This is a genomic window from Rhodospirillum sp. A1_3_36 (assembly GCF_047263945.1).
Classification (GTDB): domain Bacteria; phylum Pseudomonadota; class Alphaproteobacteria; order Rhodospirillales; family Rhodospirillaceae; genus Rhodospirillum.
On the sequence record NZ_JBLAVB010000042.1, the window covers coordinates 1 to 13,400 of the forward strand.

13 protein-coding genes and 1 pseudogene are annotated in these 13,400 nt (G+C 65.7%); 1 reads left to right on the forward strand and 13 read right to left on the reverse strand.

Features of this window, described 5'->3' with window-relative positions; translation table 11 throughout:
• The 8 genes from ACLIRY_RS25965 to ACLIRY_RS26000 form a co-directional block, all read right to left on the reverse strand.
• Nucleotides 1-712 (reverse strand): ATPase, T2SS/T4P/T4SS family (locus tag ACLIRY_RS25965; RefSeq protein ID WP_413208343.1); only part of this gene is annotated, 712 nt, incomplete at its 3' end.
• Nucleotides 713-714: 2 nt separating this feature from the next.
• Nucleotides 715-3,504 carry a hypothetical protein gene (locus ACLIRY_RS25970; RefSeq protein ID WP_413208331.1) on the reverse strand — a complete coding sequence of 930 codons (2,790 nt, stop codon included), beginning with the start codon at nt 3,502-3,504 and terminating at the stop codon, nt 715-717.
• Nucleotides 3,501-4,550, reverse strand: a complete 1,050-nt coding sequence (locus tag ACLIRY_RS25975; protein WP_413208332.1) for a TrbI/VirB10 family protein — start codon at nt 4,548-4,550, stop codon at nt 3,501-3,503. Before ACLIRY_RS25975 ends, ACLIRY_RS25970 begins: the two co-directional genes overlap by 4 nt.
• Complete coding sequence (locus ACLIRY_RS25980) at nt 4,547-5,620, reverse strand: TrbG/VirB9 family P-type conjugative transfer protein (protein ID WP_413208333.1); 1,074 nt, start codon at nt 5,618-5,620, stop codon at nt 4,547-4,549. Before ACLIRY_RS25980 ends, ACLIRY_RS25975 begins: the two co-directional genes overlap by 4 nt.
• Nucleotides 5,617-6,000: a hypothetical protein gene (locus tag ACLIRY_RS25985; protein ID WP_413208334.1), complete on the reverse strand. Its 384-nt coding sequence runs from the start codon at nt 5,998-6,000 to the stop codon at nt 5,617-5,619. The genes ACLIRY_RS25980 and ACLIRY_RS25985 overlap by 4 nt, the downstream gene beginning before the upstream one ends.
• Nucleotides 5,997-6,794 carry a VirB8/TrbF family protein gene (locus ACLIRY_RS25990; RefSeq protein ID WP_413208335.1) on the reverse strand — a complete coding sequence of 266 codons (798 nt, stop codon included), beginning with the start codon at nt 6,792-6,794 and terminating at the stop codon, nt 5,997-5,999. Before ACLIRY_RS25990 ends, ACLIRY_RS25985 begins: the two co-directional genes overlap by 4 nt.
• Complete coding sequence (locus ACLIRY_RS25995; protein ID WP_413208336.1) at nt 6,782-6,952, reverse strand: hypothetical protein; 171 nt, start codon at nt 6,950-6,952, stop codon at nt 6,782-6,784. Before ACLIRY_RS25995 ends, ACLIRY_RS25990 begins: the two co-directional genes overlap by 13 nt.
• 31 nt (nt 6,953-6,983) lie before the next feature.
• Entirely contained in the window at nt 6,984-8,054 is a 1,071-nt protein-coding gene (locus ACLIRY_RS26000) for a type IV secretion system protein (RefSeq protein WP_413208337.1), read from the reverse strand.
• Between ACLIRY_RS26000 and ACLIRY_RS26005 the strand changes: the two genes are divergently transcribed.
• Nucleotides 8,026-8,550, forward strand: coding sequence for a hypothetical protein (locus tag ACLIRY_RS26005; RefSeq protein ID WP_413208338.1), 525 nt, complete (start codon nt 8,026-8,028; stop codon nt 8,548-8,550). The two genes, ACLIRY_RS26000 and ACLIRY_RS26005, sit on opposite strands and share 29 nt — an antisense overlap.
• A gap of 20 nt (nt 8,551-8,570) precedes the next feature.
• Here ACLIRY_RS26005 and ACLIRY_RS26010 read toward each other — a convergent pair whose 3' ends face one another.
• The 5 genes and pseudogenes from ACLIRY_RS26010 to ACLIRY_RS26030 all read right to left on the reverse strand — a co-directional run.
• Nucleotides 8,571-9,401, reverse strand: coding sequence for a hypothetical protein (locus ACLIRY_RS26010; protein ID WP_413208339.1), 831 nt, complete (start codon nt 9,399-9,401; stop codon nt 8,571-8,573).
• Entirely contained in the window at nt 9,383-11,764 is a 2,382-nt protein-coding gene (locus ACLIRY_RS26015) for a VirB4 family type IV secretion system protein (RefSeq protein ID WP_413208340.1), read from the reverse strand. The genes ACLIRY_RS26010 and ACLIRY_RS26015 overlap by 19 nt, the downstream gene beginning before the upstream one ends.
• The gene (locus ACLIRY_RS26020; protein ID WP_413208341.1) at nt 11,761-12,063 is read right to left on the reverse strand and encodes a hypothetical protein; all 303 of its coding nucleotides are present in this window, start codon (nt 12,061-12,063) and stop codon (nt 11,761-11,763) included. Before ACLIRY_RS26020 ends, ACLIRY_RS26015 begins: the two co-directional genes overlap by 4 nt.
• An 11-nt stretch (nt 12,064-12,074) precedes the next feature.
• Nucleotides 12,075-12,389 carry a TrbC/VirB2 family protein gene (locus tag ACLIRY_RS26025; RefSeq protein WP_413208342.1) on the reverse strand — a complete coding sequence of 105 codons (315 nt, stop codon included), beginning with the start codon at nt 12,387-12,389 and terminating at the stop codon, nt 12,075-12,077.
• 11 nt (nt 12,390-12,400) lie between these two features.
• A pseudogene (locus ACLIRY_RS26030) lies at nt 12,401-13,400 on the reverse strand (hypothetical protein); the annotation flags it as partial.

Genomic DNA, 13,400 nt, shown 5'->3' on the forward strand with positions numbered 1-13,400 from the left:
CCGCCAGGGCGGCGAAGGCGTTTTGCGTGGAGATCTCGCCAAACACAATGTGATCGGGGGTGATGCGCATGAGATGGTCGTAGAGTTCGCGCCAGCTCACCATGCCCGTGGCCGTGTTGGCCTCGCGCGCGGCCAGCAGGCCATTGCCATCCCAGAACCGTCCAATCTGGAGTTCGGGGGTATCTTCCAAGGCGACCACGCGGCGGCTGTCGGGCAGGGTGGCCAGCAACATATTGAGCAGCGTCGTCTTGCCCGTGTTGGTCGCGCCCGAGACAATCAGGTTGGCATCCCGGGCCACGGCCGCAGTCAGGTAATCGCGCAGGGCATGTGACGTCCCCCATTGCTCCCAGGAGGGGGTGAAGGGGTGCTTGCAGCGGATCGCCAGCGACAGGCCCGATTGAACGCTGGCGCCGACCAGACATTCAAACCGGTGTCCCCCCGGAAGAACCGTGGAGAGTTTGACGTATTCCTCGCCGTCGAAGGCCGTGCCGCTGGCGTTGCCCAGCGACCGGGCGATGCGTTCAATGGTCGCCCGGTTCAAGTGATCGTCATGGTGGGCGCGTTTGCCCTCGCCCCGCCGTTCGGTGATCACCTGGTGAGGCCGGTTCATGCGGATCTCGACCGTGCCGGGATCCGCGTAATAGGGGGTGAGCGGCGCCAAAAGGCGCCGCATCACTTCGCCACCGGAGCGGCCGGGGGAGGGCTGGGGCATCGTCACCAGCCCAGTTCCGCCAGCCAGGCCGCGACGCTGGAGGACTGCGGCTGGCTGCGGTTGAGACCCGGGTAAGTGACGGGATCGGAGAAGGAGTCCAACCCCTGGGGCGCTGGGGGCGGGGCGGCTGACCAGCTGAGAGACAGGGCCGCGCAGCTCAGGTCCTTTTCGCCGCTCTGTTGACAGGAGGTCTGGCCGATGGCGGTTTCCCACTTGGTCGCCGGTGTCGCCGACATTGTGGTGCCGTCCTCCCGCACGGTCGTCAGGCTGCTTTGGTATTGCGCTCCCTGGAAGACATAGACGGCGGTGCAGGCTTTATGTTCGCTGTTGTCGCCGTCGCGCCACATGGCTTGGCTGCGGCACTCCCGTCGCCAGCCTTGCGTCGATACCAGGGTCCATTGGCTGGGAGTGCCCGGTTTCTGGGTTTGACAGGCGCTACCCAGGTTGGCCGAGGCACCCGCGCCCATCGGCCGGATGTATTCACTGCCGTCGGGCCGCAGCCAGACCTCCGTCTTCTCGGTGCGGGCGAAGCGGGTACAGCCGCTATAGAAGATCTGCTCGGTCTGGGTGAGCAGGTCCCGTTGTTTGACATAGGGGTATTGCGCGGTTCCCGGCAGCACTTCGGCCAACACCAGATCGAACCGGCCTTTCGGGGTCATAATGTAGACGGTCGAGAGGAGATAGGCGAAGCGTTGCTCGTCGTGTGGCTGCCACCCGACGACCTGGATCTGGTGGGGATAGGTGACGGTGGAGGGCTGGCAGCCGGTGACGTACTCGCGTTGGCCGTTCTGCCGGGTGTAGTAATAGCGTTCCTGACCGACGCTTTGGCCGGCACTTAAGTTGTGTGGCCAGGTACCGGGATTGTCGCAGCCATCGGTGGTGGCGAGAAGCGCGCTCCCCACCGTATCGGGCTGACATTCGGTGATGTATTCCGGCACCCCGTCCACGGTGATCTGCACCCGGCTGGCGCGGGTGATCACCTTGCCGTTGGTGTCGATGACGGGCGGGCAAACCTGCTGGCCGTCGGCGGTTTCATGGAGGCGCAGGTGTGGATGCCAGGTGTCGCTGTCGACGCAGTCGCTCGCCTGATAGGTCAGGTCGCCCATGTGGTAGATGAGCTTGGTCTGGCGGTTGGAACGGTTGGAGGCAAAGTCGTGGCGAAGGGTGCAGCCTTCCTCCGTCTCGACCAGCGGGACCGGTGCTGCGCCTTCGGCGGGTTCGCAGTCCTGCACCACCACGGTGGCGTTGTTGGCGTCGACATAAACCCATTGGGCCTGAGGCACGACGGTCATCTTCTCGTAGTCGACGGAATGGGAGCAGACCGTACGGTCTTCCGTGATGGGGAAGACCTGTTCGGCGTTATTCGCGCAGCGCGTCACCTCCACCTCCTGACCGGTCGGGTCAATGTAGATCAGGCGGCGCTGGGCGGTCGCGGTGCGGGCGGCGAAGTCGACGCGGTCGGGGCAGCCTGCCGAGGTGAACAGGATCGGATAGCGGGTGGTGCCGTCGCGGCACTGTTCGCTCGATGTGCCGTCCTCGCCGAAGGTCTCGGTGCGGACCTGTTGGATCGCCATGCCCTGGTCGAGGTCCACGCGGATGTCGCAGCCCCGGGTCAGGACCCGGCGCGTCTCGATGGGCTGGCAGTCCTGTACCACCACGGTGGTATTATTGGCATCGTGATAGATCAGCCGTTGGAGCCGGACGGAGGTCTGGGTGTAGTCGTCTTCCTGAAGAGCACATCCGGCCTCGTCCTCCTCGATGGGGAAGGAGCGTTGGGGGTCGGGTTGGCATGCGGTGACGCGGGTCTCGCTCCCATCAGGCCCGGTGTAGTACAGGCGGAAGGCGGGGGTGGCGGCGCCGGCGGCGAGGTCGACGCGGTCGGGGCAGCCCGCCGAGGTGGACAGGATTGGAAAGCGATCCGGGCCATCGGCGCAGGCCTCGGTTTCCGTGGTGCTTCCGGTGGTGATCTCCACGCGGTTTTGTTGGATCGCCACGCCCTGGGCCAGGTCCACGCGGATGGAGCAGCCATCCGTGGTCAGCACCACCTCCGGGATGACAACCTCCTCCTCGGTGTCGTCGGTGAGGACTTCGTCCGTGTTGGCGTCTGTCTTCGACACCTTCAGCTTGTCCGGGGTCTGGTAATTCGCCGCGTCCGAGTTCGAGGATCGCCCGGAGGATCCGGCGGCGCCGTCCTGGCCGCTCCGGCTGTCACGGCTTTCCTTTTCCTTCTCCTTCTTTTCCGCCTGGTCCGTCTCCTCCTTTTCCTGGAGGCGCATCAGCGCGGCGATCATGGTGTCCTGGTCGCCCTCGATGGTCACTTCCTCGGCCGTCGGCAGGACGGGGGCGGTCTTGATCTCGAATTGGCTCACGAAGAGCTCGTGGGGCAGCTCCTCGATCCTGTCTTCCTTGGTGACGGCGGTCAGGACCAGCTGGCCGATGCGTTGCCCGTCCACCGTCACATAGCGCGTGAAGGCCTTGGCCGTGACGCCGTCCAACAGGTCGGGAGTGGCGCCCGGGACATCGCGCAGCACCATGTCCAGGGGAATGGGTTCGTTCTCGGGGATCGTGATCGTTTCCTTCGGCAAGGTCAGCATGGGAACCTTGCGGACGGCCTCCCCCATGGCCGCAGGGTCCTGGCCGGTTCCGGCCCCGGTTCCAGTCGGGGCTTGGGCTTGGGTGCCGGGTTGGGCGGGGGCGGTTGCCGCCGTCGGCGCCTCCCCCGGGACCTGGGCGCGCGCTGGAAGGCCGGATAGGGCGAAGACCAGAAGGCAGAGTGAAAATCGGCGGATCATGACGTGACCTCCCGTATATACCAGTCGTTGGCGGGGCGGATTTGGACGCGGGTGCCCTGGGGCACGGTGATGATCGGGGCGAGATCAACCGTTTGTTCGAGAACGGAGGCGGTGATTTCGCCAAACCGGGTGGACATTTCCTCGGCCCCGGCGTCGGTCGCCGCGGCGATGGTGCTGGACTCGTCGTTGCTTGTGGCCGAGGCCGTGGCCAGGCGCACGGCGCTGGAGATGGCCGTCAGCATCAAGGCCGTGCCGTAGCGTTCGCCGAAGCGGTTATCGACCTCGCCGGTGAACCCGGCGCGGCCTTGGACATCGCCACCGGCTGAGGCGAGTTCGATGATTTCCGCCCGATGTTCGGCGATGAGGATCCGGTTGCAGGTAATCCCCAGACGGGAGGAGCCGATCTTGTCCGGGCTCTCGTAGTCGCAAACCATGCGCGAGCCCTTGGGGATCAACAGGTTCCGCCCGTGGTAGCCGTACACATCGCGGGCCACCTGGATGACGATGGATCCCTTGGACCCGTCCAACTGGCTGTTGATGCCGGTTTCCAGGACGCCGGTGATGTACCGGTCCGTCGTCACGATCCGGCTGTTGTCAACCGGCAGGGTCGAGACCCGCCGGTCGCCCTCGTAATCGGGTTTGGGCTCCGGTGCGGTTGGCTCGGAAGGCCGGGGGAGGGGCATGGTTGGCGGTCTGCCGGGCTGGAAGACGGCCATCTGGCCTTTCAGGCTGGGACGCATCCGGCTGTCCCACAGCCGTTGGGCGGCCAGGCGATAGGGATCCGGGGGCGGCGCCGGGGGCGGTTGGGGCGGCGGCGGTGAGGCGGGGGCCGGAAGCTGGATCACCTTGGTGATCACCACCGGTGGCATGGCGACGGTGGCGGGGCGGACCACAGGGGGCGGTGGCGGCGGTGGGGGCGCGGGAATGGCCCAGGCCGTCGGTTGATCCTCGGGCAGGGCGGCGGGAGGCTCGGGCTCTGGCGGGGGCAGGCAGAGGCCGGAAAACGTCAGGCCCAGGACCAGGGCGATGTCACAGACGGCGCTCATTGTCCGCTCTCCGCGCCGTCATAGCGGATGCAGAGATAGCTGTTTCCCGATTTCAGGGTGATGAGGGGGCGGGTGCTTTCGACAATGAAGGTGTCGCCATCGACCCTTGTGTTCACCAACTCGTCGATCTCGTCCACCACCACGTAAGCCGTGGGGAGTTCGATGTCCTTCCAGCGGTCGCCGAACTTGATGTAGGTGAAATAGTCGTCGCGATAGACGGTGCGGGGCTTGAGGGTGTTGTCACTGCCCCAGAGGCTGTAGTCCCCCCAGCCGCGCAGGGTCGAGGGGGTGAAGGGGGCGGATTTGACGAAGTCTCCGTCCTTTTTCCCCTTGTCGTCCAAACCGGCCAGACCCTCTCCGTTGCTCGCCCCGGTCAAGGCCCCTGCCTCGGTTTCCGCCGTGACCGGCGGAGGCACCAGGGGCAGGGGTGCGGTGTCGAAGGGCTCGAAGCCGGGGACGGCGGGATCGGTGTCGGCCCGGACCGATCCTTCGATCCGCACCAAAAGGTCGGGGACATGTCGGGAATTGAAGCCCTCCGCCCGGAGATAAATCGGGTAGATCAAGCCACTCTTGCCGTAGACCACGATATTGGTGTCATAGCCCATACCGGCGGCACGGATGGCCAGGCGGCGCTTGCCCCGGGGCTTGACCTCAAAGCCGATGCTGTCGCCCAGGTCGACGGCCTCGATTTCCTCGCCCTGGGGCAGTTCAAGGACGGTGACCATATATTCGCGGACCCGGACCTTGTAGGTGGACAGGGGATTGAGGTCATAGGTGAAGACAGCGGCCTGTTCCGGGGCCTTGTCCCAGGCCGATTGGACCATGCCGATGGATACGGCGCGGTCGAGGGAGCCGAAGTCGCCCTTGGAATGCTGTTTGATCTGCTGCACCAAATCCTCCGGAACCGGGATGTCCGGGGCAGCGGCGGCGGGGGCAGCGGCTGGGGACGGGGGCGGCGGCGGGCCTCCGCTGGGGGAAAAGGGGGTTTGGGCCTGGGCGGGCCAGGCGACGGCCAGCAGCAGCGGGGCGGCGAGTACCAGGGAGCGGGGGGCCAGGGAGCGGAGGGTCATGACGGGGCCTCGGGGATGGGGCGGGACAGGGCGGCGCGGATGGCGATGCCGGAGATCGCTCCGGCCAGCGTCAACAAAAGGGTGGTGGGGAGGAGGAAGGGGTGGACCTCGGCCTGGAGCGCCCCGGCGTAGGCATCGGCCAGGGCAAAGGCCAAAGCCACGGCCAGCAGGACGAAGCGACCGGCGGGGGCCGACAGGGGCGGAAGGTGGAACCGGCGCGCCAGGGCCAGGACCGGCGACCACAGGGCCGCCCCGCCAAGGGCGGCGGTCAGGACGAGCATCCAGGATGCTGCGATGTGGCCAGTGGTGAGGATGTCGCAAACGAGCGCGCCACAGAGCACCAGGGCGGCGCCCGCCAGGGAGGGGACAAGCCGGGTCATGACGAGGGCCTTTCGCGCAGGACGAAGTCCAGGACGGTGAGGCCCAGGGGATTGGCGAAGCGGTCCTCGGCGGATACCGATTGGGGCCGGGTGGTCATCGACAGGTAGGCCCGCAGGGGCTTGCGTTCGATTTCCTTGCCGTGGCGTTCGTCGATCTGGATGAAATCGACCACCAGTTTATAGTCGTCGCTGAGGCTGTATAAACGGGTGGCGTCGCCCACCTCGATCTGTCGAACCATGCCGTCGGTCAGGGCGTCGGTGCGTTCCTTGGTGTCGATGCGGTCGCGGACGAAGCTGCGCCAGAAACCCGCATCGGACATCCGTGCCGCCTCGGCCCGCCGTTCGCCTTCCGTGACCCGGTCGATCTCCAGGACCAGACGGACGTAGCGGCGCGCCGTGGCCTCCAGAAGCAGGTCGAAGCCGTTGACATCCTCGCTGATCGGCTCGATTTGGTAGAGCTTGTCGTCCGGCTCGTAGCCGCGCACCAGGGCAACCTCGGTGGTTTTGAGCGGCACCAGGGCGCCGATGGCGTTGCCCTGGACCACCACGGTGGCCAGCAGGCCGATGTTGGTGGCCACGGACAGCCGCAGCATCCAGGCGAGCCGCCGGTGGGCCGCCTGGAAGGCGAAGGGATCGGCCTCGGAAACCGTGGCATGGGGAGGGGCATGAGGGGGGATGTGAGGGGCGGCGGGGGGCGCCAGGGCCGGGCCATCGTCAACGCGCGAGAAGGTCGGCGTCACGCGCTCTGTCTTGGCGCGCCAACGGGCGAGCCAGGGAAGGGTTACCCGAGCCATTGGAACCCCTCGCTGTTGTAGTCGATGGGATCGCAGGCGCAGGGCGAGAGTTTCATTTCATCCGCCGCGTTGCCCCCGGCATTCCGGGGCATTTCCAGGTCGGCGCAGGCGGAGGTGGACAGGGTGAACAGGACGAGCAAAAGCACACGGATCCTCATTGGGATGTCCTTTCTGGGGTGAAAAGGGGAGTTACTTGTCGAAATGCGCCTTGGTCAGGCGTTCCTTGATCTTGTCCTTGGCGGCGCTGACAGCCCCCTTGGGGTTCTTGGTGGTTTCGATCCCCAACAGACCGGCATCCAGGAGCTTGCCCGGAGCCTTCTTGCCTGCCTTCAGGAATCCCAAACCGGTGGCCGTGGCACCGGCGGTGATGACCATGGCGGCCTGGTTGGTCAGCTGCGAATGGGTGACCGAATTGGCGATGGAGGTGGCCTCGGCCAGGAAGGCCGTGCCCAGCCAGCCCAGGGCGATGGCAACCAGGATCTTCGGGTTGTCGAAGGCCACATCGGTGACTTCCGCGCCCATGGAGGCGTCGCCGATGTTGAGCTGCGCGGTCCCGTACAGGATCAGGGCAAGGGCCACGGAACTGCCGAAGAGCACCATGAAGGCGGCGAGGAGCGTCCGCAGGCCCGTATAGGCCATGCCCCGCCCCCAGCCGAAGCCGAAGCACATCATCAGGATCGGCGAGAGGGCAGCCAGCATCATCACGCGGAAGATGCTCACCACCACCTGGGCGAAATAGACGACTAGAAGGACGAAATAGGGGACGAACAGCATTAGGGCGTAAATCAGGGGAACGACGGGATCGGTCCAACTGGTTTGCGCGGCAATGGCCGTCGCCATTTCGAAGACTTTGACCACACCTAATTCTGCGGTTTGAACCAATTGGGTCATGCCGTCGGTTCCTTCCGGGGCGGCAGCTTTTCCGCTGATGCCGCCGACGGAGAGGGCGGCGCTGGCGCCAGAGCCCATGACGGACAGGGAGGCGTCGTAGGTTTGGGAAATCAGGCCCGGCCCTTGGCCGCCCAACAGGATTCCGGCTATAACGACAAACACGAATTCCTTGCCGAGGCCCTGCAAATCAGCTTGGCCGAGCATCATTTTCAGGCCGTGGATGGCGATCCACAGGCCCGCCAGCGAAAGGAAGACCGCCCAGATGGGACCGATCAGCATGTGGCTCAAATCGCCCACGAAGTTGTCCGCCAGGGACACATATTCACCGACGATGTCGCAGGTGAAGCAGGTCGTCGTTTCACTCTCCATGGTCCTATTCCTTGCGGTCACGGCGGGTCGGGCCGAAGCCCTGCGCATGCGGCCAACCTTCCTCGACCCGGACTATGCGGTGCGGATGTGGACGACCTTGCCGGACTGGCCTGCGGCGGAGCGGGAGTACAATCGCTACAAGGCGGCCTATGAGGCCTGGAAACCGGAGCTGCGCCGTGACGGATGGGCGGCTCTGGAGGCCCTGGACCATCATCCCGACCGGGAGGCCATTCAAAGGGGCCATGACCTGGCGGCGGTGTTCGAGATCTGGAAGTCCGTCTATAAGCAGTGGCGGGGTAGGCAGGAACTGAGTGGCGCCACGGAATGGAACGCGACCACGGATAAAACGACCTGCCATTACATCGTTCAGGCCAATATCCTGACCCGGGAATGCAATGACATTCCCGATTGGCGCAGCGAGAAGGCCAAGGCCCATGATGCCCAGGTTCTGGCCGACTACCGGGCCAAGCAGGCGGCCAAGGGGGCCGCGCAATAGGGTGTGAGACCGGGGGAGGCTCATTGGGGTGCCTCCCCGCTGGTCCCGGGGACATCGGGCGTTTCGCCGTCGGGGTTCATGGGATCCTGATCGACCGTGCTCATGGTGGCCTGGGCGGCCTGGATGCGCAGGGTGGAGGCCAGGAGCTGGGTCTGCGTCGCGTACTGTCGGGCAATCAGCAACAGGGTCTGATTGAGCACGGCGAGGCGGCTGTTCACGTTTTTCGCCGCCTTGGCGTGCCGCTCCAGTTCCCCCACGGCCTGGTCTGCCTGGTCCGCCGTGGCGGCGGTCTGGACAGCGGCCTGGGCCAGGCCGTCCACGGCGGCGGTGCGCAGCACGCGCTGGCGCCGCTTCAGAACCTCGCGCCGCGCCGCGTCCTGCTCTTCCCAGGTCATCTCCTTTGCCTTGGCCGGATCGAACCACAGGGTGTCCGCATAGGCCGTGCGGGCGCTGCAAATGGAGGCGAGATTGATGTCGTCCATGTCCAGGCTGGGCATCAGGGCTTCCAGATTGGGCTTCAAACACATCGCATCGCGCTGAAGCTGCCGGGTCATCTTGATGACATTGAGCACGGGGACGGGGATTTCCCCCAGTTCGCCGATGGCGTCGATTTGCTCCTGGACCAGATTGCTCACGTCCTTGAGGACCGTGAGAATCTGCGTCGTGTTCTCGATTTCCTTCTTGATGAGAAGGATTTGCTCTTTGAGGGCGTTGAGTTGCCTGGCGGCCTCGGCCAGGGCCTTGACGTCGATCACCGGATAGGTGGCCCAGGCCACCCCCGGCGCCACGATCAGGGCGCAAACGAGCGCGACGGCGCGCAGGCGACGCCCTTTTAAAGATGTCCGTGCCATTGGTCTCTCCAGGTTTGTTTGAGGCGGTCGAGGTCGCTATTGGCGTCCACGCCTGAGCGGTAGAACCGCAAGGCAGGCCCCAGAAACGACAGGTCGATATCGAGAATGGCGCTCTCGTCGAAGCCGGTGGCGCCGTCGCGTTTGACCACCAGGGCCTGACGCCGCCCGGCGGTCACCCTCTGGCCGAGGCAGAAGGCCAATTGCTCGTCGTTCAGCCCGAAGGGCGCGAAGGTCTCGGCCTTGGCGTTGGCATTGGGCAGGAAGATCAGCGTCGCGCAGCTTTCGACAAAGGCATCGGCCCGCCCGGTCTTGAACAGGGCCGCCGGGTCCTGGAAGGCCATGCCCACCACGCCGTTGAGCTTGCGATATTCGCGGAACATCTCGACGGCCAGGTCCAGGAACCCGGCGTTCTGGAGCAGCTTGGCGGCCTCGTCGATGAAGATGACGAAGCCACGGCTGCTGCGCGCCGCCGTCTTGCCAATGGCCGAGGCGATATGCGCCACCACCGGAGGCCCCAGTTCCGGATCATCCAGGGCCTCGTTCATGTTGATGGCGACCATGTAGTGGTTCAGCACCCCGGCGAGGCTATCCTGTGGGGCATTGAAGACATGGCTGTGCATCCCCCTGTTGCCCTTGTCGTCGACAACCCATTGGGAAAAATGCCGCCGCAGGTCGGAGCGCCGGGCGAAGGCATGGTTGAAGATTTCGTTGAGGGTCCGGTGCGGGGGCTCCAGGTGCATGGCGATGTCCACCGCGTGGTTCAGCGCGTCCTTGTCCTCGGGCGCGAGCTCCAGACCGCCACAAAGAGACCGCAGGATGGCGTAGATCCGATTGCGGTTGGCCGCGGTGTCCTCGCCGACATCGAGCGGGTTCAGGGCGAGCTGGTCGTAACTCTGATAGGCTCCGCCCATGGCCTCGACCATGAAGCGGGTGCCTTCCTTGGAATCGAAGATGTAGCTCCGGATCTTCTCGAACTTGGCCAGCCCGCCCAACAGATGCATGAGCAGGGTGGACTTGCCGCCGCCCGACGGGGCAAAAACCAGGAAATGCCCCAGGGACTGCGGTTTGGCCGAGACGTGGAACTGAAACGCGTAGGCGCCGCCGCTGGGGGTCATGAAATAGCGGACGGGCCGGTCACCGAAGGGGCCGACCTCCTGGCCGCGCGGCGCGTGGTGGAAGGCCCAGAGCGCGGCGATGTTCTGGTCCCGGATGACCAGGGGCCGAAGAAGGTGGCCGCCGGGGATCAGCTTGCCCTTACCCGGCGCCGTGGGCAGGCGGGCGAACCAGCATAGGGGCGTGCCGGTGGTTTCCACCGAATAGCTGATGCGCCGTTCGCCCAGGACCTCGCAGACCTGTTTGACCAGGCTGGCGAGCGCGGTTTCGTTTTCGGCCCGGGCGATCACCTGGAATTGGGCGACGAACAGTGTCGCGGTTCCATCGGACAGCATGTCCAGGATGACCCCGGTTTCCGACGCCAGGGCGTGGTTGCCTAGCAGGGCTGTCCGTTGGGCCTGTTCCTGGCGCTTGTACATGGCCAGGGCCTTGTCCCGGTTCCAGGGGTCGCAGATCTGGGTGATTTCCAGATCGCCATCCAGGGCCAGGAGGTCGCCGATGGTCCGACCCGAGACGGTTTCGGGCCACTCCCGGATGCCGATGACCCGGTGGACCGCCGGGGTGGCGCCTTCGGTGCGGACGAGCCCGGAGGGCTCGAAGCGCAGGTCGCAGGCGGGCAGGGCCCCCGACAGGGTCCGGGTCTGGGGGCTCAGATCCCGCCGGTAGTCCCCGCAGACCAGGCCATTGAGCAGACCCGTCAAGGGGCAGGGAGAGTCGGGATCATCCGGGACTGTGACGGGGGCGGGCTTGTAGGCCGACAGGCTGGCCTGGATGGCCTGGTCGGCGTCGGCCAGGAGATGGCTCCACCGCCCGCTGACGAGCAGATACCATTCCACCTCATAGCTGGATTGATAGCGGACCCTTTCGGCGCGGCCGATCTCCGTCAGGGTCGGGTGCGGCCACTCGCCTGTGCAATGCAGGGGACGGCGCCGCTTGACGGCCAGGAAACGGAGTTGCAGGCCCTTGCCGCCCAACTGGTGGAGCAGGGCTTGCCGTCCGAGCAGCAGCGCATGCTGCTCCTGCTCGATTTTGGCATCGTAGGAGAGTCCCCTCAAGCGCCAGGCCCGGCTGTGGGTGCCATCCTTGTTGACGATGGTCGCGCCATCCCCGGCGATATGGTCGAGGTCCAGTTCGTCCTGGAGCCAGTCGTGCTTGACCTCACCGAGGACGAGGCGGCGGGTCGAGGGCACGGCCAGGGCACCGCCCAGGGCCGCGACCACACCGGTGGCGATGACATCGGGCCAGATCATGGACGCCTCCCGGCGATGAGGGAGCGCGGGGTGCGGACCTTGCCTTTCCAGATGCGCCGGGCGTTGATCAACAGGCGGTCATAATGGTGATCGGCGCGCGCCCGCTGCCAGAAAAAGGCCCAGAGGCCGCCGAGGGCCGTGACCGCGACCGGCAGGGTCAGGGGCGCAACCCCCATCATCAAACAGCTCACCGCCGCCACGCTGCCAGCCGTGGCGGCGAGACCGAAGAGGACCGGCGGCAGGCCCAACAGGGTCACCGGTCGCTGGATTTGGGGAAGAATGGGAGAGGCCGCTTTCATGGTGCCTCCCCTTATGACGCGAACAGGGCCGAGACGATGGAGGGACCGGCCATCACCAGAAGCCCGCCGATCAGCGAGAAGGCGAAGCGGTTCCAGTCCATACGCCCCGACATGGCCGCCCAGAGACCGAGGGCGATGATGCCCAGGCCCAGGACGCCGGCACCGATGGTGCCAAGGCCGGAGGTGAGTGTTTCAATGAAACTCTTGATGGGAGCCGTCCAGTCATCGGCGGCCAGGGCCGGACTGGCGGCCAGCACCGCAGGAAGGGAGAGCGCACCGGCCAGGAGGCGGGATCGACGGCGGATCTTGGAGAGCAAGCGGGACATGGTGGGGTCCTTCATTGGACAAGGGTGAGAACAAGGGCGGAGAAGATCAGGACGACGCCGATGTTGAGGGTGGTGAGGAGGGTCAGGGTGCGGAGGAGGCGGCGGAACTGGCCCTGGGCCTTGTCGGCGAGTTGCGCGGCCTCGTTCATGGCCATGGATTTTTGGCGCAGGGCGTCGGTGAGAACCTCGTCCTTGAAGGCCTCGATGGAGCGCCGGGCATCCTCGGCAAAGGACTGGGCCGAGGCCGCGACCGCCTGGGAGAGGAGGCGCCTTTGGGTATTCATGACCCACTCCCAGTCCCCCAGGAAAACCTGGTGGAGGGTATGGACCATGAGCAGGGGATCGTCGGTATAGTGGTTCAGCAGAGCGGCGATGCTATCCTCTGGGACGTTGAAAACATGGCTGTGCATCCTCCTGTTGCCCTTGTCGTCGACAACCCATTGGGAAAAATTCCGCCACAGGTTCGAGCGCCGGGCGAAGGCATGGTTGAAGATTTCGTTGAGGGTCCGGTGCGGGGGCTCCAGATGCATGGTGATGTCCACCGCGTGGTTCAGCGCGTCTTTGTCCTCGGGCGCGAGCTCCAGACCGCCACAGAGAGACCGCAGGATCGCGTAGATCCGATTGCGGTTGGTCGCCGTGTCCTCGCCGACATCGAGCGGGTTCAGGGCAAGCTGGTCGTAACTCTGATAGGCCCCGCCCATGGCCTCGACCATGAAGCGGGTGCCTTCCTTGGAATCGAAGATGTGGCTCCGGATCTTCTCGAACTTGGCCAGCCCGCCCAACAGATGCGTGAGTAGGGTGGACTTGCCGCCGCCCGACGGGGCAAAAACCAGGAAATGCCCCAGGGACTGCGGTTGGGGCGAGACGTGGAACTGAAACGCGTGGGCGCCGCCGCTGGGGGTCATGAAATAGCGGACGGGCCGGTCACCGAAGGGGCCGACCTCCTGGCCGCGCGGCGCGTGGTGGAAGGCCCAGAGCGCGGCGATGTTCTGGTCCCGGATGACCAGGGGC

What these genes read in the sequence shown, in the direction of transcription:
- ACLIRY_RS26020 (WP_413208341.1), bottom strand. Translation starts at nt 12,063, where the DNA reads ATGAAAGCGGCCTCTCCCATTCTTCCCCAAATCCAGCGACCGGTGACC.
- ACLIRY_RS26010 (WP_413208339.1), bottom strand. Translation starts at nt 9,401, where the DNA reads ATGGCACGGACATCTTTAAAAGGGCGTCGCCTGCGCGCCGTCGCGCTC.
- ACLIRY_RS25975 (WP_413208332.1), bottom strand. Translation starts at nt 4,550, where the DNA reads ATGAGCGCCGTCTGTGACATCGCCCTGGTCCTGGGCCTGACGTTTTCC.
- ACLIRY_RS26015 (WP_413208340.1), bottom strand. Translation starts at nt 11,764, where the DNA reads ATGATCTGGCCCGATGTCATCGCCACCGGTGTGGTCGCGGCCCTGGGC.
- ACLIRY_RS25980 (WP_413208333.1), bottom strand. Translation starts at nt 5,620, where the DNA reads ATGACCCTCCGCTCCCTGGCCCCCCGCTCCCTGGTACTCGCCGCCCCG.
- ACLIRY_RS25995 (WP_413208336.1), bottom strand. Translation starts at nt 6,952, where the DNA reads ATGAGGATCCGTGTGCTTTTGCTCGTCCTGTTCACCCTGTCCACCTCC.
- ACLIRY_RS25985 (WP_413208334.1), bottom strand. Translation starts at nt 6,000, where the DNA reads ATGACCCGGCTTGTCCCCTCCCTGGCGGGCGCCGCCCTGGTGCTCTGT.
- ACLIRY_RS25990 (WP_413208335.1), bottom strand. Translation starts at nt 6,794, where the DNA reads ATGGCTCGGGTAACCCTTCCCTGGCTCGCCCGTTGGCGCGCCAAGACA.
- ACLIRY_RS25970 (WP_413208331.1), bottom strand. Translation starts at nt 3,504, where the DNA reads ATGATCCGCCGATTTTCACTCTGCCTTCTGGTCTTCGCCCTATCCGGC.
- ACLIRY_RS26025 (WP_413208342.1), bottom strand. Translation starts at nt 12,389, where the DNA reads ATGTCCCGCTTGCTCTCCAAGATCCGCCGTCGATCCCGCCTCCTGGCC.
- ACLIRY_RS26000 (WP_413208337.1), bottom strand. Translation starts at nt 8,054, where the DNA reads ATGGAGAGTGAAACGACGACCTGCTTCACCTGCGACATCGTCGGTGAA.